General features: G+C 39.1%; 17 protein-coding genes and 2 pseudogenes. 13 read left to right on the plus strand and 6 right to left on the minus strand.

Annotated elements, in window-relative coordinates; translation table 11 throughout:
* Window positions 1-156: 156 nt before the first annotated feature.
* On the minus strand, window positions 157-2799 hold the full coding sequence (locus ACE1CC_RS13985; RefSeq protein WP_413271043.1) for a DUF3536 domain-containing protein: 2643 nt from the start codon (window positions 2797-2799) through the stop codon (window positions 157-159).
* Between the two features lie 438 nt (window positions 2800-3237).
* On the opposite strand from ACE1CC_RS13985, the gene cax reads away from it, so the two are divergent.
* The 6 genes from cax to ACE1CC_RS14015 all read left to right on the plus strand — a co-directional run bounded on the left by cax (window position 3238) and on the right by ACE1CC_RS14015 (window position 7226).
* The gene (gene cax, locus ACE1CC_RS13990; protein ID WP_413271044.1) at window positions 3238-4365 is read left to right on the plus strand and encodes a calcium/proton exchanger; all 1128 of its coding nucleotides are present in this window, start codon (window positions 3238-3240) and stop codon (window positions 4363-4365) included.
* Window positions 4366-4590: 225 nt separating this feature from the next.
* The gene (locus ACE1CC_RS13995; protein ID WP_413271045.1) at window positions 4591-4809 is read left to right on the plus strand and encodes a peptidoglycan-binding domain-containing protein; all 219 of its coding nucleotides are present in this window, start codon (window positions 4591-4593) and stop codon (window positions 4807-4809) included.
* A 286-nt stretch (window positions 4810-5095) separates the two neighbouring features.
* Window positions 5096-5353 (plus strand): peptidoglycan-binding domain-containing protein, encoded by a 258-nt coding sequence (locus tag ACE1CC_RS14000; protein ID WP_413271046.1) that lies wholly within the window; start codon window positions 5096-5098, stop codon window positions 5351-5353.
* Between the two features lie 225 nt (window positions 5354-5578).
* Window positions 5579-5842, plus strand: coding sequence for a peptidoglycan-binding domain-containing protein (locus ACE1CC_RS14005; protein WP_413271047.1), 264 nt, complete (start codon window positions 5579-5581; stop codon window positions 5840-5842).
* A gap of 224 nt (window positions 5843-6066) precedes the next feature.
* A complete protein-coding gene (locus tag ACE1CC_RS14010; RefSeq protein WP_413271048.1) occupies window positions 6067-6534 on the plus strand; it encodes a peptidoglycan-binding domain-containing protein in 468 nt (155 codons plus the stop codon).
* Between the two features lie 224 nt (window positions 6535-6758).
* Window positions 6759-7226 carry a peptidoglycan-binding domain-containing protein gene (locus ACE1CC_RS14015; protein WP_413271049.1) on the plus strand — a complete coding sequence of 156 codons (468 nt, stop codon included), beginning with the start codon at window positions 6759-6761 and terminating at the stop codon, window positions 7224-7226.
* A 40-nt stretch (window positions 7227-7266) separates the two neighbouring features.
* Here the strand turns inward: ACE1CC_RS14015 and ACE1CC_RS14020 are convergent, their stop codons facing one another.
* A complete protein-coding gene (locus tag ACE1CC_RS14020) occupies window positions 7267-7398 on the minus strand; it encodes a hypothetical protein (RefSeq protein ID WP_413271050.1) in 132 nt (43 codons plus the stop codon).
* A 66-nt stretch (window positions 7399-7464) separates the two neighbouring features.
* Between ACE1CC_RS14020 and ACE1CC_RS14025 the strand changes: the two genes are divergently transcribed.
* On the plus strand, window positions 7465-7674 hold the full coding sequence (locus ACE1CC_RS14025; RefSeq protein ID WP_413271051.1) for a peptidoglycan-binding domain-containing protein: 210 nt from the start codon (window positions 7465-7467) through the stop codon (window positions 7672-7674).
* A gap of 326 nt (window positions 7675-8000) precedes the next feature.
* Here the strand turns inward: ACE1CC_RS14025 and ACE1CC_RS14030 are convergent, their stop codons facing one another.
* The 3 genes from ACE1CC_RS14030 to ACE1CC_RS14040 form a co-directional block, all read right to left on the minus strand.
* On the minus strand, window positions 8001-10421 hold the full coding sequence (locus ACE1CC_RS14030; protein WP_413271052.1) for a sucrose synthase: 2421 nt from the start codon (window positions 10419-10421) through the stop codon (window positions 8001-8003).
* A 336-nt stretch (window positions 10422-10757) separates the two neighbouring features.
* Complete coding sequence (locus tag ACE1CC_RS14035; RefSeq protein ID WP_413271053.1) at window positions 10758-12281, minus strand: carboxypeptidase M32; 1524 nt, start codon at window positions 12279-12281, stop codon at window positions 10758-10760.
* Window positions 12282-12341: 60 nt separating this feature from the next.
* Window positions 12342-12626: a GlsB/YeaQ/YmgE family stress response membrane protein gene (locus tag ACE1CC_RS14040; protein WP_413271054.1), complete on the minus strand. Its 285-nt coding sequence runs from the start codon at window positions 12624-12626 to the stop codon at window positions 12342-12344.
* A 514-nt stretch (window positions 12627-13140) separates the two neighbouring features.
* Between ACE1CC_RS14040 and ACE1CC_RS14045 the strand changes: the two genes are divergently transcribed.
* A complete protein-coding gene (locus tag ACE1CC_RS14045; RefSeq protein WP_413271055.1) occupies window positions 13141-14403 on the plus strand; it encodes a hypothetical protein in 1263 nt (420 codons plus the stop codon).
* Window positions 14404-14668: 265 nt separating this feature from the next.
* On the opposite strand, the gene ACE1CC_RS14050 is transcribed toward ACE1CC_RS14045, so the two are convergent.
* On the minus strand, window positions 14669-15346 hold the full coding sequence (locus ACE1CC_RS14050; protein WP_413271056.1) for a response regulator transcription factor: 678 nt from the start codon (window positions 15344-15346) through the stop codon (window positions 14669-14671).
* A gap of 319 nt (window positions 15347-15665) precedes the next feature.
* Between ACE1CC_RS14050 and ACE1CC_RS14055 the strand changes: the two genes are divergently transcribed.
* The 5 genes and pseudogenes from ACE1CC_RS14055 to ACE1CC_RS36835 all read left to right on the plus strand — a co-directional run.
* Entirely contained in the window at window positions 15666-16184 is a 519-nt protein-coding gene (locus tag ACE1CC_RS14055; RefSeq protein WP_413271057.1) for a phycocyanin subunit beta, read from the plus strand.
* A gap of 117 nt (window positions 16185-16301) precedes the next feature.
* Complete coding sequence (locus tag ACE1CC_RS14060) at window positions 16302-16790, plus strand: globin family protein (RefSeq protein ID WP_413271058.1); 489 nt, start codon at window positions 16302-16304, stop codon at window positions 16788-16790.
* Window positions 16791-16926: 136 nt separating this feature from the next.
* A complete protein-coding gene (locus tag ACE1CC_RS14065) occupies window positions 16927-17763 on the plus strand; it encodes a phycobilisome rod-core linker polypeptide (RefSeq protein WP_413271059.1) in 837 nt (278 codons plus the stop codon).
* 150 nt (window positions 17764-17913) lie between these two features.
* Window positions 17914-18684: pseudogene (locus tag ACE1CC_RS36830) on the plus strand (HEAT repeat domain-containing protein); the annotation flags it as partial.
* Window positions 18685-18735: 51 nt separating this feature from the next.
* Window positions 18736-19248, plus strand: a pseudogene (locus ACE1CC_RS36835) (HEAT repeat domain-containing protein); the annotation flags it as partial.
* Window positions 19249-19469: the final 221 nt, after the last annotated feature.

Genomic DNA, 19469 nt, shown 5'->3' on the forward strand with positions numbered 1-19469 from the left:
CTTTATTTTACTAACTCACCCAAAATCTATCTAAATATACAGGCTAATAAACAAGTTAAATAGTATCTTTAACTACCCTTTAATTGTTTATCACCTGAATTTCGTGACTGAAGCCCCAGATCCCCGACTTCTTCAAGAAGTCGGGGATCTAAATTCTTACACTAACTGACTTACCCAAAAGTCGATGTCAACTTTGAGTTTTTCAGCTAGGCGAATTAAAGGACGCATTTGGGTTAATTCCCAAGCGGGAGATCGATCGCCCTTTCCCCCTTCCAAAACCGCACTTACCGAAACAAAGTTAGGCGTAATTTGCTTCGACAAAGCCTTAGCAAATATTTCCTGTGCCCGATCCAAAGATAACCCAAGATTTAAACGGTAGCTAACATCAACCATCCGTTCTAAACGGTGAATTTCGGCTTCCATTTTGGTGGGATTAGCATCATGTAATAGATGCCAAAGCAACCGCAAAATTAACCGTTCCATCATTTGCTTACCTTCGCGAATTTTTAGCTTACAGCGCATACTATTCGCTTCGATCGCAACTGCTTCTAACTCCCCAATTTCTGCCAATCCTACTTGCGGATCTTCAAAAGCTAAATCGCTAATTACTTGTTCTAGCGATCGCATTGTCGTAATCGCCCGATTACTCAAAGCAACTTCTGCTGCAACTTGTAACTCTTGCGGTACTTGTAACTCGTCGCGATGAAATGCCCGCAACACACCAAAATTATCCCGATAAACTTGGGTATAAAGTTGATCCAACCGCACCAAAGTTTCCTGGGTTAACAAACGCATAATCCGATGACGTTCTTCAGCAAACAAATTCTCTAAACTAAAGTTTTGATCGCCGAACAATTTCACCATTGCCAAAATTACTTGTGCTGCACTTGCTTGTTGCAAAATATCAAATAATTGTTCTTTCATTTGCGTATAAGCGCGACGAGAAGTAAACCGCTTAATACAACAGTGGAAATCCCAACCGCCTAAATGCAACACGGCAAAGGTTAAATCTGCACTTTCCCAAGTAATTTCTGACACCAATTTCAACTGTCCGATCGCCAAAGTTAAGGAACCCATCCGCTGTAATTGGTAATCTATTTGATTAGCGGTGTAACAATAAACTTGCTGTTCGGGTTGATAAGTGGTAAACAGGGAAGAAATGGCGTAATGTGCAGCTACTTGTTGGAAGTTTACTTGTGCGGAAACTACTAACTGACGGTAAACTTCATCGCCACTGCGGAAGGTATCGACGTTGCTGGGGGCGGTGGCGAGGCGATCGACAAATTCTTTTTCTAAATGTACACCTGCCACTTCTCCTGCTAATTCTAAAGCACGGGAAGCATAACGGAGAATTTGCACACCTTCCGGGCGAGAAATTTCTTCAAAAAACCAGCCGCAACTGGTGTACATTAACAACGCATGACGCTGCATTTCTAACAAACGCAAAGCATCAATTCTTTCTCCTGACTCCAGTTTCCGAGACTGATGTCTGATTAAGAACTGTTCGACATTGGCAGGAGATCGATCGCGAATCACCTTAATATATTCATCCCTAGCTTGCCAAGGATCTAAGAAAAACTTCCGCCCCACTTCCTCGTAAACTTCAATTAATTGATCGCGCAACCAATCTAACGCATCGCGCAAAGGTCGCCGCCATTTTTGGTGCCATCCCCCACCACCACCACAACCGCAGTCTTCTTGCCAGCGATCGACTCCGTGACTACAACTCCAAGCGGTCACAGGTTTTAGTTCTACTTCCCAAGTCGGAGGATTCAAGCTTAAATAATGGGCAAAGTTGGTAACTTGCCAACCCCGACTGGCAAACTCGCTGGTAAAAGCATAAGCCAAGCATTTTTCTGTGCCATGCTTGTGATGTCCAAAGGTTTCGCCATCGGTAGCAGCGGAAATTAATTGGGCGGGACGATGATCCCCTTGGATTGCCATGCCGATTCGTCCCGCTAAGTTATGGGAACTATTGAGCACATCGTTAAAGCCCATATCTCTGGAGATCGGGCCGTCATAGAAGAAAATATCGATAAATTTGTCAGTTCCGGGCAAAAAACAACGGTAAGGTCGGGTAGGATCGATCTGTGTTCCTCCCACTTCTAACCATTCTGATTCCGGTTGTTCTTCTGTGGGTAAAGGTCGGCAACGTTGGGCTTGGGAAGGTGCCAAAATTAAGAAGCGAATCCCCTCAGCAATTACCGCTTCTAAGGTAGCGTAATCTACAGCGGTTTCCGCTAACCACATTCCTTCGGGATCGCGGTGGAAGCGGGAACGAAAGTCTTCTTTGCCCCAGCGAATTTGGGTGTATTTGTCTCTGGTGTTCGCCAAAGGCATGATGATGTGGTTGTATACTTGGGCGATCGCGTTTCCGTGCCCGTTTAGTCGATCGCCACTTTTCCGATCGGCCTCTAAAATTCTCTGATAAACCTCTAAATCATATTTTTCTAACCATGACATGAGTGTAGGCCCAATATTAAAACTCATGTATTCATAGTTATTAATGATCCCCACTAGTTCGCCCTTGTCATTTAATACCCTAGCGAAGGCATTAGGACGGTAGCACTCGTGGTGAATTCGTTCATTCCAATCATGAAAAGGTGATGCACTTGGTTGCCGTTCGATCGCATCCAAATAAGGGTTTTCCCTTGGTGGTTGATAGAAATGTCCGTGAACCGTGACAAAAACTCCGGTAATTTGTTGGGGATCGATCCCCGACTCATTATTCGTTGTTAATGCCGTGATGTTCTCAGTTTTCCCTGCGAGGGAAGTTGGTAAATCTGCGAAAGCAGTCATAAGTACTAAGTCCAATTTGAAAGGTTAAACAGCTTGCCGAACCGCCTTGGTATTGGGTTTTAGCCTTCCAGGTGGTGATTTTTTGGCTATAGCTGGGGAGCAAAGACTAATAGATATTTAGTGGAATCCGTAGCGATCGAGAACCTTACTACAAGCGATCTTTTACTTAGGAAATAAAAGCCACATACCGAGATTAGGTATTTTCTTTTATCTTTCTAGATTAAACCCTAAATTTTAGAATTCTTCCACATTAATTTACGAAAATTAACTACTATTGAAAATTTAAATTAAGAATTGCCAAAATTAGTAAATAAAATAAATAATTGTTTACTATTATAATTTTGCTCTATACCCTTAGAAAAATTTGTTATGCTGTGCCACTTTTATAGTTCTCTAACCCTGTGCATAATTAGAATGACTCAAAATACGCAAAACTAAATGCTGAGTAAAGATAGAATTTTCCTAGCCCTTTTAATTTTCATTCCGATTTCCATTGCCGCCCACTTCCTGCACTGGGGAGAGATAGTAATATTCATTACTTCAGCTTTGGCAATTCTACCCTTAGCAGCTTGGATGGGAACGGCTACAGAAGAGATTGCCGTAGTTGTTGGCCCTTCCTTGGGAGGGTTGTTAAATGCGACTTTTGGTAATGCTACTGAATTAATTATCGGTTTAGTGGCGCTGAAGGCTGGATTCATCAATGTGGTAAAAGCCAGCTTGACAGGTTCCATTATTGGTAACTTGCTTTTAGTTATGGGGCTTTCGATGCTTTTAGGGGGCTTACGTTACAAAGAGCAAGAATTTCAGCCGATAGTGGCGCGAGTTAATGCTTCTTCCATGAATTTAGCTGTAATTGCCATGTTATTACCCACAATGGTAAATTACACCTCGCAGGGTATTTCCCAAAGTACGATGCAAACTTTTTCTAGTGCGGTGGCGATCGTCCTCATCATAGTTTACGGATTGACTTTGCTGTTTTCTATGCGTACCCACACCTATCTCTACGACGCAGGTGTAGCAGATGTAGATCCCGGTGAGTTAGAAGCATTCGCCGAATCAAATCTTGCTCCCGAAGAAGCTGGTGGTAAAGTTAACTTACCTTTATGGATTGGCATACTATTAGCTTGCACTTTGATGGTAGCAGTAGAATCAGAACTTTTAGTTGATTCTTTAGAAGTAGCAACCGAAAGTTTAGGATTAACAGCTTTGTTCACTGGTGTAATTATTGTTCCCATTGTTGGTAACGCTGCGGAACACGCAACCGCTGTCACTGTGGCGATGAAAAATAAAATGGATCTTTCAGTTTCCGTTGCAGTAGGTTCCAGTTTACAAATTGCTTTGTTTGTCGCCCCAGTATTAGTTTTAGCTGGTTTTGTATTTGGTCAACCAATGGATTTAGATTTTAATCCATTTGAATTAGTAGCTGTAGCTGTAGCTGTATTAATTGCTAATTCGATTAGTTCGGATGGGCGATCGAACTGGTTAGAAGGAACTTTACTATTAGCAGCTTACGCGGTTTTAGGGTTAGCTTTCTACTTCCATCCCGTAATTGAAGGAATCGGCTAACATAGCCAATCCAAAGGTAGGGTAAATTCTTGAATTAATCCTACCTTTTTCTATTCTGAGTAAGTACAATCCAATCAATTAATCAAAGTCTTTTTAGCCAAACCGGATTTTTTTGTATAAGTTATCCTGAACAGAAATAAAAAAATTTTTTGTTGTCAAAATATTCCTGATTGTCAGTTTAATTGCTGGATTATGGAGGTGAATACCTTTTTAGGAGAATTATTAATGATTGGTCTCCCAACATTACAAAACGGAAGTTCTGGTGATGCGGTTCTGGTTTTACAACGGCTGCTTACCTTCCAAAGTTTACCCACTACAGTTGATGGGATATTTGGTCCTAAGACAGAGGAACAAGTTAAAGCTTTCCAAACCGCTCGCAAGTTGGCGCTAGTAGATGGAGTTGTGGGGCCAATTACTTGGCAGGAGTTAAGCGAACTTTCTTAATTAACTATTCTGCTAATTAGCAATAATTAACAGTGAAAATTCAGCGATCGCCTGATATATATATCACGATCGCTGTCTTTCCTTTGTTTGAGTCAGACTATTTCAGAATTAAAAACTGAGCAATATTGGTGAGTTATTCATCAGATGAGTGCTGACAATCGCTATTTTTTATATGAAATAAAACCCTTAATTTTAACAAATTACCCTTGAGAGTACTGCATATTTAAAAGCCGAAGAATTACTTTAGAAATGTAGAAACAAACATTCAATTTCTGGAGTAAACAAAATGGAATCCACTACTCAAGCTACAACAATCAATATGCCCGTTTTGCAATCTGGTACTTCTGGTGAAGCAGTGCGCTTTTTACAGCAACTTCTCATCTGTTACGGTTATATGACTTCCGATTACTTTAATGCAAACTTCAACGAAGTTACTAAATCTGCTGTCAAGAACTTTCAAGCAAATCATAGTTTGAAGGCTGATGGTATAGTTGGAAAAATGACGTGGCGTGCTTTGGGCGATGCTTGTGCCAATCGCTACTAATTCAAACTGTTAAGTTTAATTCAATTTATCGAATCCTTAACTAGATAATAGCCAAAAATAGCGATCGAGCTTTAACTGCTAGCGATCGCTATTTTTTTATCTAAAGTAATCAAGAGTTTTAATTAATTAAATAGGTAAATTACCCTAGAGGGTACTGCATATTTTACTTTAGAAGAATTACCTTATAAATGTAGAAACAAACATTTAATTTCTGGAGTAAAGAAAATGCAATCCACTAACGAAACTACAACAATCAATATCTCTATGCCTATTTTAAAAGTTGGTACTTCTGATGAAGCAGTGCGCTTTTTACAGCAAGTCCTGATTGCTCTTGGATATCAAATTCTCTTTGATGCAGTCTTCGGAAATAAGACTAAAAAAGCTGTCGAAAAGTTCCAACAAGCTCGTGGTCTGGGAGTTGATGGTATCGTTGGGCCGAAAACTTGGCGTGCTTTAGGCGACGCTATTTTAAAACTCGCCGCCAGTTAATTCACGCTGTTGAGTTACTTTCAATTTATTGAATCCTTAATTAGATAATAGCTAAAAATAGCGAGCGCTTTTCAACTGTTAGCGATCGCTATTTTTTACATGAAATAGTTAAGTGCTTTTCTTAGCTAAATAGGTAAATTACCTTAGCGGGTACTGCATATTTCACTCTAGAAGAATTACTTTAGAAATGTAGAAACAAACATTCAACTTCTGGAGTGAAGAAAATGAAATCTATTACTGATGTTCAAGCTAAATGTGAATCTTCCTTACCAACTCTGCGTAAAGGTAGCAAAGGCGACGACGTTAAACTCTTACAAGAAATCCTCAATTCCTACGGTTACTCTTTAAAAGTTGACGGCGATTTTGGCCCACTTACTGAAGATGCAGTGAAGAAATTTCAAAAGAGTCACGGTTTAAAAGTAGACGGAATTGTTGGCCCTAAAACTTGGAATGCTTTGCTTCCTGACGACCCACGTTCTTACCCAACTTTACGTCGTGGTAGCACAGGTCATTATGTTCGTTTATTGCAACAATCTCTAAATGAATTTCTTACTGATGCTTTGGTAATCGATGGTATCTTTGGGCCAAAAACCGAAGCTGCTGTCAAAAAGTTCCAAAAAAGTTATGGTTTGGTAGTTGATGGCATTGTCGGCCCAAAAACTTGGAATGCAATCTTCAGTATGTTTAACTAATTAATCCGGTTAGTTTTCATCCATTAATCGATACCTTAACTAGCTGATAATCAAAAATAGCGATCGCTTTTAAACTATTAGCGATCGCTCTTTTTTTATATGAAATAATCTAGCTTTTTAATTAACTAAATAGATAAATACTACAAGCGGGTACTGCATATTTCAATATAAAAGAATTACCTTATAAATGTAGAAACAAACATTTAATTTCTGGAGTAAGTAAAATGCAATCTATCACTAATGTTCAATTCCCTACTCTCAGTTTAGGTAGTAAAGGTGAATATGTTAAATTCTTACAAGAAATCTTCCATAACAGAGATTACGATTCCTCTGCCAGAATTGACGGAATTTTTGGGCCACGTACTGAAGCCACGGTGAAGGAATTTCAACGGAATCGCTATTTAAAAGTAGACGGAATTGTTGGGCCTGCAACTTGGAATGCTTTGCTTTCTGAATACTCAACTTCTTTCCCAACTTTACGTCGTGGTAGCACAGATAGTAACACAGGTGGTTATGTTACTGTATTGCAAGAACGGCTTAATCTATTAAGTTATCCTGTGGCGATCGATGGTATCTTTGGGCCAAAAACCGAAAATGCTGTCAAAAAGTTCCAAAAAGATCGAGGTTTTCCAGTTGATGGAATTGTGGGGCCAAGGACTTGGAACGGACTCTACCCGCTTGAGTTTAAGTAATCCTGTTTGTTCCTAATATTTTTAAGTTAGTTTTGATAAATCAATTGCTTAAGTAGATAGTAATTAAAAAGAGCGATCGCTTTTCAACTGTTAGCGATCGCTCTTTTTTTATATGAAATAATCTAGCTTTTAAATTAACTAAATAGATAAATACTACTACCGGGTACTGCATATTTCACTATAAAAGAATTACCTTATAAATGTAGAAACAAACATTGAATTTTTGGAGGAAACAAAAATGCCAGCTAGAACAATTATCCGCCTTGGTAGTAAAGGTAAGGATGTTATGTACTTACAACAACTCCTCAATAAAAAAGGTTACTCTTTAAAAGTTGATGGAGATTTTGGGCCTCGTACTGAAGATGCGGTTAGACGATTTCAAAAGAGTCACCATTTAAAAGTAGACGGAATCGTTGGGCCTGCAACTTGGAATGCTTTGCTGTCTTAATAACCAAGTTCTTTCCTAAGTTTAAGTCATAGTAGCACAGGTTATTATGTTACTTTCTTACAAGAACATTTGAGTATACTTGGTTATATTGTAGTAAAGTTTAGCACTAAAGTTCCTACTACAAACAACTAAATCCCCGACTTCTTCAAGAAGTCGGGGATTTAAACGTCGATCACCCTTTCGGGTAAGTTAACCGGAACAATCACAAGTTAACTTGAAATTAGGAAAAGACTGTTCATGCTTTATTTGGGTAGCATCTCTATATTTGTGAGAGTTACTGTTTGAAGTTGCGATCGCTTTGCTGTCCTCTTGGCGATCGCTATTTCTTAGGAATGGATATGTTGTGCTAACAAACTTTGCGCCCTTGGTTTATAAAGCAGATAGAACAAAGATTCTAAATAGCGCAACAAGTCTTCGCGGTTTTCCTTAGAAGTAAAGTTCCAAAAGCCATAAATTCGTGCCAAAGATAACAACTTGTTGGTGTGAATTTTCCAAGTGTAGGTGCTGTAAACTCGTTCAATTCCTCGCTGAGAAATTTCCTGCCAATAGGTTGAATTATGGTCACACTTAGAGAGAAACTCCGTAATTTTCTCTGCGGTTTCTTCTAAGTTGGTTGGGTTAATATAAAACCCGTTTACTTTGTCTTGAATAATCTCCAATGGCCCACCAAATTGAGTCGCAAAAGTTGGTAATCCCGAAATCATTGCTTCTAAGATAGTTAAACCGAAAGCTTCAAACAAAGCAGGTTGGACAAAAATGCCTTGGCGATCGGCAATGATCCGATAAATTTCTCCCGAATCATTCTTAGGTAAACGCACACCTAACCAGCGAATTTTGCCATACAAATTGTATTGTTCAATAATCCGATACAGCTTTTCAATTTCGTCTCTTTCCTCATTGTCACCTGAATCTTCAACGCGCAATTTACCTGCGATTAAAATTAGGTTACAACGTTCTTGTAAAGCCTGACTTTTGCCAAAGCATTCTGCTAACCCAGTCATATTTTTAATTCGATCGAGTCGCGCCATTGAAAATAACGGACGCTTATTTGGATCATCCAATTTACCGAAAATATGTTCTGGGTCTTCTTGGGTGAATAACATTTGTTCTAGACGATCGCGATCGCTCTTAATTCTCTCTTCTTCACGAGTATAGGGAAAATAAACATTTTCATTCACCCCAGGCGGTACAACATTAAATTTTGGACTAAACAATTCAATGCCATTCACTACATGATAAAGTTCCGGCATTGTGAAACATTTATAAGACTCATACTGTCCTACACTATCCGGCGTACCAACAATTTCTTGATAAGTACTACTGATGATAAAATTCGCTGCATTCATCGCAATTAAATCAGCAGTAAATTGCAAAGAAAAATGATATTTATCTTCAGATTCTTGCCAGTAAAGATTGCTAAATAAATACTTAGATTTTTCTAAAGCATGAGCAATATTACATTGAGTGACTTTCAACCGTCTGGACAACAAGAAAGCTACCAAATTTCCATCTGAATAGTTACCGACAATAAAATCTGGTCGTCCTTGAAACTCTGCCAAAAGTTCTCTTTCTGCATCTATGGCGTAGGTTTCTAAATAAGGCCAAATTTCAAATCGCGAAATCCAATTGTGAGTGATATTTGGGTTATATTCTCGGAAAGGCACTCGCAAAATCCAAGCGTTTTCTGTCCCGTGAACTTTCTCCAAACGTTGATTAGAACGAGTGCTATCATTGTTAGGAATTAAGCGGGTGAGAATAATTACTTTTGATTGCACGCCCAAAACATCTAACCCGGTTAATGATATATGTTCTTGCAAATCTTGTTCTAAACTTTTTGCTTGGTCAAGCACATAAACTACCTGTCCTCCTGTGTCTGGACGACCTAAAACGCCTTCTTGTCCAAACCATCCGTGAGGTGAAACTAAAACCACACGAAAAATCATCGGAATGCGAGAAATAAATGCTTCCAAAGTTTGCGGATCTGGAGAATCAATTAATTCATCAAGTAAGGACAAAGTTTCTCGCACTCGATTAGCTGTATTTCCCCAACCGGGTTCAAATCCCATTGTTTGTAATTCATAGCGGAATTTTTCGTAGGGTTCATCAGCTGGACGATTACTAACAAATTTTATTGCTTGTTTGACGCGATCGGAAAGTTCTTGCTGGGATTTGATGCGATCGTTAATTAACAATTGCATATTATTATAGGAATGCAGGCTGAGAAATTTGTATAATGCCTCTAACCATTTTTGCGGGTCTTGCAATAATTTACTAGAAAGAAAACGGTTTAGGAATTGTACTCCCTTACCAATATTTTTCGGATCGCGAATTGTCGGAGAATAATCGTAAAAAGGCCCAAAATCAATTTCAAAAATGTCCCCTTCGTTGGGATGAAAACGGTTAACCAATAAGTCTCGTACATCTAATAATTCCTGTGTAGTCATCGGCTCAATTTTGAAGTTTTCTGTGAGTCGATAAACTTCTTGGGAGGCAATTTTGGGACGAATAATTAAGCAAAGGCTGCCATCCTCACTAATAATTTCCTGAGTGTAGTATATCAACTTGCCTAAATTTGAATTTTCCTGAAATTCTTGAGTTTTTTCATATTTAATGCAATAATTAGCAAAAGCATTCAGGATGTCATTGCGGAGTAAATATCGTTTCTCTTGTTGGCGCAAGTCGCTGAGAAAATGTCGCAAATCACTTTTCTCGTCACTATTAATCACAGCATTAAGCAAATCAGACATAGTACCTTCCTGTAACTTACTTCTTTTACCAAGCTACATATTTGTACGGTTAATGCCTGTATCGTAAGTATGATTAATGTCGAGAGAAAGGATAAAATTTTTTCCTTTCTTTAGGATGATGCTTGATATCATGTTCGGTCAATTAAGTAGGTAGATCTAAATAAAGTAAAATAAAGGCGGGCTAGGAGAGCCCACCCCATTGATAGATAACTATTTTCACTTTATTTATTTGCACCTACTTATACATACTGCACTTTATCCAGAATCATGTAGAGACTTAAATGTAGAGACGTTATATATAACGTCTCTACATTTAAGTCTCTACATTTAGTGCCTTTAGAAATCGTAAATTTCGCCGTATTTATTACGGATGTAACTAATAAACGGTTCAATGCTCAAGCTGCTACCAGTTACTCTTTGAATTAATTCAGCAGTGGTGTATTTGGAACCATGATAATAGATGTTTTCTTGCAACCAATTGAGTAAAGTGTTACAATTTCCCTGCTGAATTTGCGCCGGAATTTCTGGATGAGCTTTCAGTGCTGCGGCAAAAAATTGGGCGCTCATAATGTTACCTAAAGTGTAGCATTGGAACATTCCGCCGATCGTACCTGTGTACCAATGTACGTCTTGCATTACGCCTTGGCTATTATTTGCAGGAACAACTCCTAAGTCTGATTTATAGCGATCGTTCCAAGCTTCCGGCAAATCTTTAACTGCAAGTTTTCCTTCTAGCATTGCTAATTCTAAATCAAACCGAATCATCACATGAAGATTGTAAGTAACTTCGTCGGAGTCGGTGCGAATTAGCGATTTTTCCACTTTATTAATTGCTCGATAAAATGATTCTAGCGAAACATTACCTAATTGAGTCGGGAAAAATTCCTGTAATTGCGGATAGAAATATTCCCAAAATCCGCGACTCCGCCCCACTAAATTTTCCCACAATCGAGATTGACTTTCATGCACTCCCGAAGATGTACCATCAGCTAAAGGTGTGCCTTCAAATTCTATATTAACGCCTTGTTCATACATGGCATGACCAGTTTCATGAATCGCACTAAATAATGCTTGACCAAGGTGATTTTCGTAAACGCGAGTGGTAATTCTCACATCACCAATGGAAAAGCTAGTCATGAAGGGATGTAAGGTTTTATCCTGTCTGCCTCGATGCAGATCGTAACCTATTTTTTCAATTACTTTATGACTAAAAGCAATTTGTTCTGCTTCCGGGAAATGTTGATGTAAGCAGGAATCATCAGCAGGAGTTTGAGAAGTAATAGCTTCGACTATGGGAACAAGTTCTTGGCGTAGTTGGGCAAAAAGCGATCGCAAACTAGCCGCTTTCATGCCATAATCAACCCCATCAATTAACGGATCGGCAATATGTTCATAACCGGGAAAAAAGTTAGCATATTCCTGACAAAATTCTAGAGTTTTTTCTAAATATGGCTGCACAGCTGCAAAGTTATTTTCCGGTTTAGCTTTTGCCCATGCACTGTATGATTCTGCACGATGTAAAGAGAATTTTGCCATAAATTGGGCGGGTATTTGCACGGCGCGATCGTACAAACGCCGAGTTACCCGGATTAAACTAGCTTCATCTGAATCATCAGGCAGACTTTCTTCATAACTACGCAAATTCTCTAACAGTTCGCCAATAGCTCGATCGGTAAACTTTTCATGGGCGATTTGTCTGAGAGTCGCCATTTGCCTACCTCTGGCGACTGCACCTCCGGGGGGCATATAAGTCGCCTGATCCCAATTGAGCACAGCAGCCGCAGATTCAATATCTTTAATTTCAATGAGGCGAGTTTTCAGTTCTTGCAGTTTGGGTTCGGTTTTTTGCAGAATTTGCATGGTTGGGTGTTGATATTTTATCTACTTTGCATTTTAGAAGTTACTTGCAGCAATAGGTAGCTACCTATTTCCTCTGATTAACCTATTAATTAGAGCCAGTATAGCTGCAAAAATTGCCGAACCAATAATTGACCAAATTATCGGAAAAGGTTTACCCCCAATATTTAAAGTATAGAAAACAGGCAAATTAAATTCATTTGCTACCCACATCCCAATATAAGCACCAATAATACCAACAATAATCGAAACTAAGCAGCCACCAGCTGAATAACCGATTAAAGCCTGCCCCAGGCTACCACAAATCGCCGCAATTACCAACAAGAGAATTAGTTGCAAAAGTGACATATATACTCCTAACTTGCTGGGCAAAAAACAACTATCTTCAATTATTCAGGATATCTCATAAACTTTACAACTTTTTTAAGTTAACATTACATATTCTTTATAAATAAGGATAAGGGTTTGCTTAGTAAAATTTAAAGTGGTAAAATTATTACATTTACGTACTCTTTATATTAAGGCTGATATATGATTGATTATCACCAACCCTTGTGCTTCTAAGATAAAAGCGATATCGTTGGCGCTAGTAAGTAAACTTTTGGCAAATATGTTAAATAGATGTTATTATCATTTGGTAGCTACAATCATTACATAATTATGCTTAGACAAATGAAGAAAAATAAGCAAAGTTTTCCGTAAAAGTTGTATAATTAATAGGTAAGAATCGCCTTATATGTCAGGGGCTTGTCTAAAAATTACAATTAATCAAAATTGTTAATTCTATAAGTTTTATCAAGGGGAAAGCATCACAAAAATTAGTCAAAATATCGCAATAACGGTAATTAATGATAATCAGAAGATGAAAAATAACCATGAAAAAATCATCTACGAACACCTAATAAGCTGTGTTCAGAATGAAGCGCCAGCACAAATTATCGAACGCTTACAGCAGCTATTTATTGATGGCATTGGTTATCCTGAAACGGATGTGGAAGCAGCCTTATATAAAATAGTTGCTAATTTAGAAAATCAGCAAGAGTTTAATTACATTATTAGTCGTTGCTGCTACATTTTAATTAACCGTTGGCAAATGCAGCAAAAAAATAAAAATGCGATCGCAGAATTAATAGAACTCTTTGAGAACTCATCTTCCAGATTTTCGGGAATTGCTAGTCGTTCTCGCCTAGTGCAACGTTTGCACGAGTTAACCTCTAATTTTACGCAAAGTGAAGAATACAAAGTCTTACGACGTTTAGTTCCCGCATTTGCACCCAAAATTCTCACAGTTAATCAAGAGGCTAAATATCCCTTGGGACAATTAATTTCACGCTATCCATTTTTATACGATCATTGTTTGCTGGGCAACGAAAATTCTGACCTGCAAAAACAAACCGTTCGCGAAATTCAGGAACAGAAACAAAAACAATTTGAGCTTAGTTTATCTCAATATACCCTTTATCTTTTAAGGCACCTGAAAACCGCTAAGAAAATTGATTCGGAATTCGGAGACAAAATTATTGCGCCAGTTAAAAACCCTACCTTATTAACAGATGAAAAGCTTTATCTGGCGCTGCAAGAATTCGTTGGTAAAGTCAAAGATTCTTATACTTATCGAGACTTAGCTCAAGATTTTCTGTCTCAAAATAGCAAAAACCAAAATTATCGAGGGTTTAAATCTTATCTGTACGAGTACCTAATTGATTCAGTCGATCCGAAATATGGAAAACATCAGTTTAATAATCGACTTTATCAGTACTTGAAAAACTTATTTTCTGAAAAAGACTCTCAGAAATTAAATGATGTTCTAATTATGCAAACTTGTAGTGAACTCTTCAACTTCTTGGTAGAAAGTCCCACCCATCCCAACTATTACTTCTTTCTCGATTTAGTTGCTAACCTTGGCCCCCGGCGAACGATCGGCATATTACTAAAAATCGCTCTTCTTTCCAACAAAGTTAAGCCACTTTTAGAAAGACGATTTTCTATTTTGTTTAGTTACTATGAATCGCAAACAGTGGAGGATTTGCGGTGGTTAGTGCAATCTTTAGAAAACTTAAATGTGGCTTTGGTGACAAACTTCGGTGCAGTGGATTTGTCTTTTATTAAGCATGGTATTAAATAGATATACCGTGAAAACCAACTTCGGCTCTCCTGCCTACCCGACAAGAAAGCTGTAACTCTTGTGGGGTAGGCATCCTGCCTGACCCATCCTCAGATAACTATTATCACTTTATTTATTTACACCTACTGAAAAGCTATGCGCGTATTTGATGTGGGGACGATCGCTAAATTCTACTTAACAACAAATGCAGAATACAAAAAAAACAAAAGCTTATATTCGGATGCTAGATTATTTGCGGTTGTTAATTTTGGAGTATCTCATTAATTTAGCTTAACTGTCGCAAACGATAACCCATGCCGTGAACTGTTTCGATTAAATTTTCTGGAGCACCCGCAGCTTTTAACTTTTGCCGTAAACTTCTAAGATGTACTTTTACTGTGTCTTCTTCTGGGGGTGCTTCCAAAGACCAAATGTGTTCAATAATGATGCTGCGACTGAGAACACGCCGCCCACTTCTGAGTAACAATTCTAACAAACTGTATTCTTTAGGAGTTAAATGTAGCGGTTTATCTGCATAATTCACTTCGTAAGTACTCGGATCTAAACGCAGTTTTCCCCATTCTAAAATCGGGGGTAAACAGGAATTTCCGCGCCGCAATAAAGCACGAACTCTAGCAAATAATTCCCCTAAATCTACAGGTTTTACAACATAATCATCAGCACCCGCATCTAAGCCATTAATTTTATCGGTGACGGTATCGCAAGCGGTGAGCATGAGCACAGGCATATTGTAACCGTGCGATCGCAAACGCTGACAAAGACTCTTCCCATCCAACTCTGGCAACATCAAATCTAAAAGCATCAAGTCATAGTTGAGTACCTTGACTTGTTCCCATCCTGATTCCCCATCACTCACCACATCAACAACATAGCGCTGATCGGTCAGTGCTTCCGCTAACGTTTCCGCAAGACGCAAATCATCTTCAACCAGAAGAATTCTCATAAGCGCAAAATTTGATCACCAAAATTAATAACCTTCTGGCAGCAAGAGTTTCGACTGTTCAGAAAATCTTACCCTTTTTGGTGGACATTATTTTGGCTTAAGATTCGCAATAAAAGTTAAGATTTTTTACAAAAGCTTGTAATAATAACTTAAGCCTTTGTTTCGGTTTGTAACAAATTACTCAATTCGTTACAATCTTTCCGATTTCTTTACCTTTTCCTCACCAATTTTTTTACTTTTGGAAGGTAAGGTTCTATGCAAGCTGAACTTTTGACAGCCGCAATTTATAAAACCTAAGCAACTTAGGAGATTTAAGAAAATGCTCGACGCTTTCTCCAGAGTAGTTGATCAAGCTGATAAGAAAGGTGCTTACCTAAGCGAAGATCAAGTAAATGCTTTGTCCAACATGGTTGCCGAAAGCAACAAACGCTTGGACATAGTTAACCGCCTCACCAGCAACGCTTCCACCATTACCGCTAATGCTTATCGGGCATTAGTTGCAGAAGAACCCCAAGTTTTCGGCCCTGGTGGTGCTTGCTTCCATAACCGTAACCAAGCCGCTTGCATTCGGGACTTAGGATTCATTTTACGCTATGTCACCTACTCAGTACTAGCGGGCGATGCCAGTGCAATGGATGATCGTTGCTTAAATGGTTTGCGCGAAACCTACCAAGCTTTAGGAACTCCTGGTAACACAGTTGCTAAAGGCATCCAAAAAATGAAAGATGCGGCAATTCAAATCGCTAACGATTCCAATGGTATTACCAGAGGAGATTGCAGCGCTTTAATGTCAGAATTAGCTGGCTATTTCGATCGAGCCGCTGGCGCAGTTGCCTAGTAAAAAGGCAGAAGGCAGAAGCTAAGCAAATCTGCCATCCTGCACAATGTCGAATTTAAGTTACAACCTCAGATTACACCACAGCTTAATCAAAGCATTGCGGAGAAAAAAGATATCATGAAGACCCCGATCACAGAAGCAATTGCCGCAGCAGATTCTCGTGGCGCTTACCTCAGCAACACCGAAATGCAAGCGATTTTCGGTCGCTTTAACCGTGCTCGTGCTGGATTAGAAGCCGCCAAAGCATTTAATAATAATGGCAAAAAGTGGGCAGAAGCAGCTGCTAACCATGTGTATCAAAAATTCCCTTACACCACCCAAATGCAAGGGCCACAATATGCTTCTACCCAAGAAGGCAAAAACAAGTGTGTACGGGATATCGACCACTACTTGCGTACTATTAGCTACTGCTGTGTTGTCGGTGGTACAGGGCCGATCGATGAATATGTATTAGCAGGCGTGAAAGAATTCAACGCTGCTTTGGGATTGTCTCCCAGCTGGTACGTTGCAGCATTAGAATTTGTTCGTGATAATCATGGTTTGTCTGGCGATGCCGCAGGTGAAGCCAACATTTACCTCAACTACGCAATCAACGCACTAAGCTAACTCGTTCTTAGTCATTGGTCATTGGTCGTTTGTCATTAGTTATTTGTTATTGGTGATTGATTCAGGAATGACAAATAACAAAAGACAAATGACTATTGACCAATGACAAAAACGTTTTTTAATGGAGCAGTAAAACATGAGTCTTTTAACAGAAGATCGCTTAGGCTTTAGCGGCGCAGTTGGGAAAAAATTTGAACTGCGCCGCAATTGGACAGAAGACGATTTGCAACAAGTTTTTCGCGCCGCTTACGAGCACGTTTTCGGACGGGAAAGAGTGTATACCAGTGGTGTATTTGCCAGTGCCGAAGCTTTGTTAAGAAATGGCAGCATTAACGTGCGGCAATTTATTGCGATTTTAGCCAAATCAGAATTTTACAAAGAGCGGTTTTTCTACAACAAATCTCAAGTACGGTTCATTGAATTGAATTATAAGCACTTATTGGGACGTGCGCCTTACGACCAATCAGAGATTGCTTATCACGTTGATATTTACGCTTCTCAGGGCTACGAAGCAGAAATCGATTCCTACATTTATAGCCCAGAATATAGCTCTGCTTTTGGTGATTATACCGTTCCTTTTTATCGGGGATTCCAATCAATTCCCGGTCAAAAAACCGTAGGTTTTAACCGTTTGTTTAGCCTATATCGGGGAAATGGAAATAGTGATAATGCCCAGTATGGAGGGAGAGATTCCAAACTGCGGTTGCGAATTTCCATGAATTTGCCAAATGCAATTACTCCCCCGACAGTTACTACCAGAAGTGCGCTTAGCAATGCGGGAACTTTACGGAGTGCGCCCAACAGAGGAGATTCTCGCGTATATTTGGTAGAAGCAATTATAGGCGGAGTTGGTACAAAAGTTGCGGTGCGTCGCAGTCGCCAAATTTATTCTGTACCCTTCGATCAATTGTCGGAAAAATACCAAGAAATCCATAAACGGGGCGGCAAAATTGTCAGTGTTACACCTGCTTAGGGATTGATGATTGGGGACTGGGGACTGGGGACTAGGAGGAAAGTTTTAAGTTTTGAGTTTTGAGTTTTGAGTTAAGAAACTTCTCCTTGTCTCCTAGTGCCCAATCTCTAGTCCCTCATAGTATTCAATTAATAATAAAAAACGATTTTTATGACTACTACTTACGCGACTGAACCAATTAATTCGGCAAAAAGTGCGATCGCAGCTTTAACCGGAGATGATAATCAAACCCGTTATTATGCTGCTTGGTGGTTAGGTAAAAATAAAGTGCAGTCAGCTTGTCCTTTTTTATGTGCAGCTTTGCGGGATGAACGCTATCGTACTGAACAGGGTGGATATCCTTTAAGAAGACAAGCGGCGAGGGCATTAGGACAGTTAAAAAATCGCGAAGCTGTGCCTGATTTATTAATAGCTTTAGATTGTGAAGATTTGAATTTAAGGGAAGCTGTGGTACAAGCGATCGCAGCGATTGGCGATCGCCAAGCAATTCCCACTTTAACTACTCTTTTAAAATCCCATTCTGAGCAACCTTACGAAGCAATAATTGAAGCTTTAGGCACGTTACAAGCATGGGAAGTTCGGGATTTAATTGAACCTTTTTTACAGGATAAATCAGAACGGGTACAATGTGCCGCAGCGAGATATCTTTATTTATTAACTCAGGAACCGCAATATATAGAAAGGTTGGTACAAAATCTCAGTCATGATAATATGTATTTGCGGTGGGCAGCGGCTTTTGATTTGGGTGCGATCGGACATTTAACCGCAGCAGAAGCAATTATTTCCGCGAAAGTCGCTGATAGTTTAAAGTTGTTGAATTTGAAGCGAATTTTAGAAGCTTTGTTGGCAGATGAAGCAGAGAATGGGACATCTGGCGAGGGAAAAAGTTTTTTGTTGGGTGCGATCGATCAATTGTTACTACCGGAAAATCGGGGAGTTGGGGTAAGTAATGGGGAAGCGATCGCCTCTTTAATTGAACAATTGCACCATCATCATCCAGCTATTTCAGCAATAGCAGTAGAATCATTAGTAGAAATTGGCAGCGAAACAGTAGAACCTTTAATTACCGCATTTTTAAAATGTAAAGATCACGGAATTCAAGGTTTTATCATCCAAGGATTAGCCCGAATAGGTGATATTCGCGCCTTGGATTTATTAATCGAAGTTGTGGGAATAGAAGTTGCCAATCACTGTCAGGGAAGTGTGCGAAGAATGGCAGCAAGAGGGTTAGGAAAAATCGGCAGTACAACAAATGATATTTCGGCGATCGATCGTTGCATAGAAAAACTAAATTGGGCATTATCTAACGTTGAAGATTGGGCATTACGTTATGCAGCAATTGTTTCATTACAAGAAATTGCCACCCCTGAAACTCAGACAATTTTAGAACAAGCATTACCACAACAAACAGACCAAATTGTAAGATTGCGTTGCCAAACCGCCTTAGAAAATTGGCAACCTGCTAAAATTACAATCAACAACTAAAATTCATCTGCGGTCAAAAACATCTTTCCCTATAGCTTCCATCGACTACGTTAAACTCCTACTCTGTACTTGTTGAAGTGAAAGCAAATTATCCCACTCCTTTTTGGGGTGGGAATTTCCTGTATAGATTAAACTTATTACAAAAGCTAAAAATTTAGGATTTTTTACCACAGATATCCACAGATGAACACAGATGAACACAGATAATATTCTTTCTCTCT

Source organism: Floridaenema aerugineum BLCC-F46, assembly GCF_041929345.1.
GTDB classification, from domain to species: Bacteria; Cyanobacteriota; Cyanobacteriia; order Cyanobacteriales; family Aerosakkonemataceae; genus Floridanema; species Floridanema aerugineum.

What these genes read in the sequence shown, in the direction of transcription:
- ACE1CC_RS14040 (WP_413271054.1), bottom strand. Translation starts at nt 12,626, where the DNA reads ATGTCACTTTTGCAACTAATTCTCTTGTTGGTAATTGCGGCGATTTGT.
- ACE1CC_RS14060 (WP_413271058.1), top strand. Translation starts at nt 16,302, where the DNA reads ATGAAGACCCCGATCACAGAAGCAATTGCCGCAGCAGATTCTCGTGGC.
- cax (WP_413271044.1), top strand. Translation starts at nt 3,238, where the DNA reads ATGCTGAGTAAAGATAGAATTTTCCTAGCCCTTTTAATTTTCATTCCG.
- ACE1CC_RS14050 (WP_413271056.1), bottom strand. Translation starts at nt 15,346, where the DNA reads ATGAGAATTCTTCTGGTTGAAGATGATTTGCGTCTTGCGGAAACGTTA.
- ACE1CC_RS14020 (WP_413271050.1), bottom strand. Translation starts at nt 7,398, where the DNA reads ATGCAGTACCCGGTAGTAGTATTTATCTATTTAGTTAATTTAAAAGCT.
- ACE1CC_RS13995 (WP_413271045.1), top strand. Translation starts at nt 4,591, where the DNA reads ATGATTGGTCTCCCAACATTACAAAACGGAAGTTCTGGTGATGCGGTT.
- ACE1CC_RS14035 (WP_413271053.1), bottom strand. Translation starts at nt 12,281, where the DNA reads ATGCAAATTCTGCAAAAAACCGAACCCAAACTGCAAGAACTGAAAACT.
- ACE1CC_RS13985 (WP_413271043.1), bottom strand. Translation starts at nt 2,799, where the DNA reads ATGACTGCTTTCGCAGATTTACCAACTTCCCTCGCAGGGAAAACTGAG.
- ACE1CC_RS14045 (WP_413271055.1), top strand. Translation starts at nt 13,141, where the DNA reads ATGAAAAATAACCATGAAAAAATCATCTACGAACACCTAATAAGCTGT.
- ACE1CC_RS14005 (WP_413271047.1), top strand. Translation starts at nt 5,579, where the DNA reads ATGCAATCCACTAACGAAACTACAACAATCAATATCTCTATGCCTATT.
- ACE1CC_RS14000 (WP_413271046.1), top strand. Translation starts at nt 5,096, where the DNA reads ATGGAATCCACTACTCAAGCTACAACAATCAATATGCCCGTTTTGCAA.
- ACE1CC_RS14015 (WP_413271049.1), top strand. Translation starts at nt 6,759, where the DNA reads ATGCAATCTATCACTAATGTTCAATTCCCTACTCTCAGTTTAGGTAGT.
- ACE1CC_RS14010 (WP_413271048.1), top strand. Translation starts at nt 6,067, where the DNA reads ATGAAATCTATTACTGATGTTCAAGCTAAATGTGAATCTTCCTTACCA.
- ACE1CC_RS14055 (WP_413271057.1), top strand. Translation starts at nt 15,666, where the DNA reads ATGCTCGACGCTTTCTCCAGAGTAGTTGATCAAGCTGATAAGAAAGGT.
- ACE1CC_RS14065 (WP_413271059.1), top strand. Translation starts at nt 16,927, where the DNA reads ATGAGTCTTTTAACAGAAGATCGCTTAGGCTTTAGCGGCGCAGTTGGG.
- ACE1CC_RS14030 (WP_413271052.1), bottom strand. Translation starts at nt 10,421, where the DNA reads ATGTCTGATTTGCTTAATGCTGTGATTAATAGTGACGAGAAAAGTGAT.
- ACE1CC_RS14025 (WP_413271051.1), top strand. Translation starts at nt 7,465, where the DNA reads ATGCCAGCTAGAACAATTATCCGCCTTGGTAGTAAAGGTAAGGATGTT.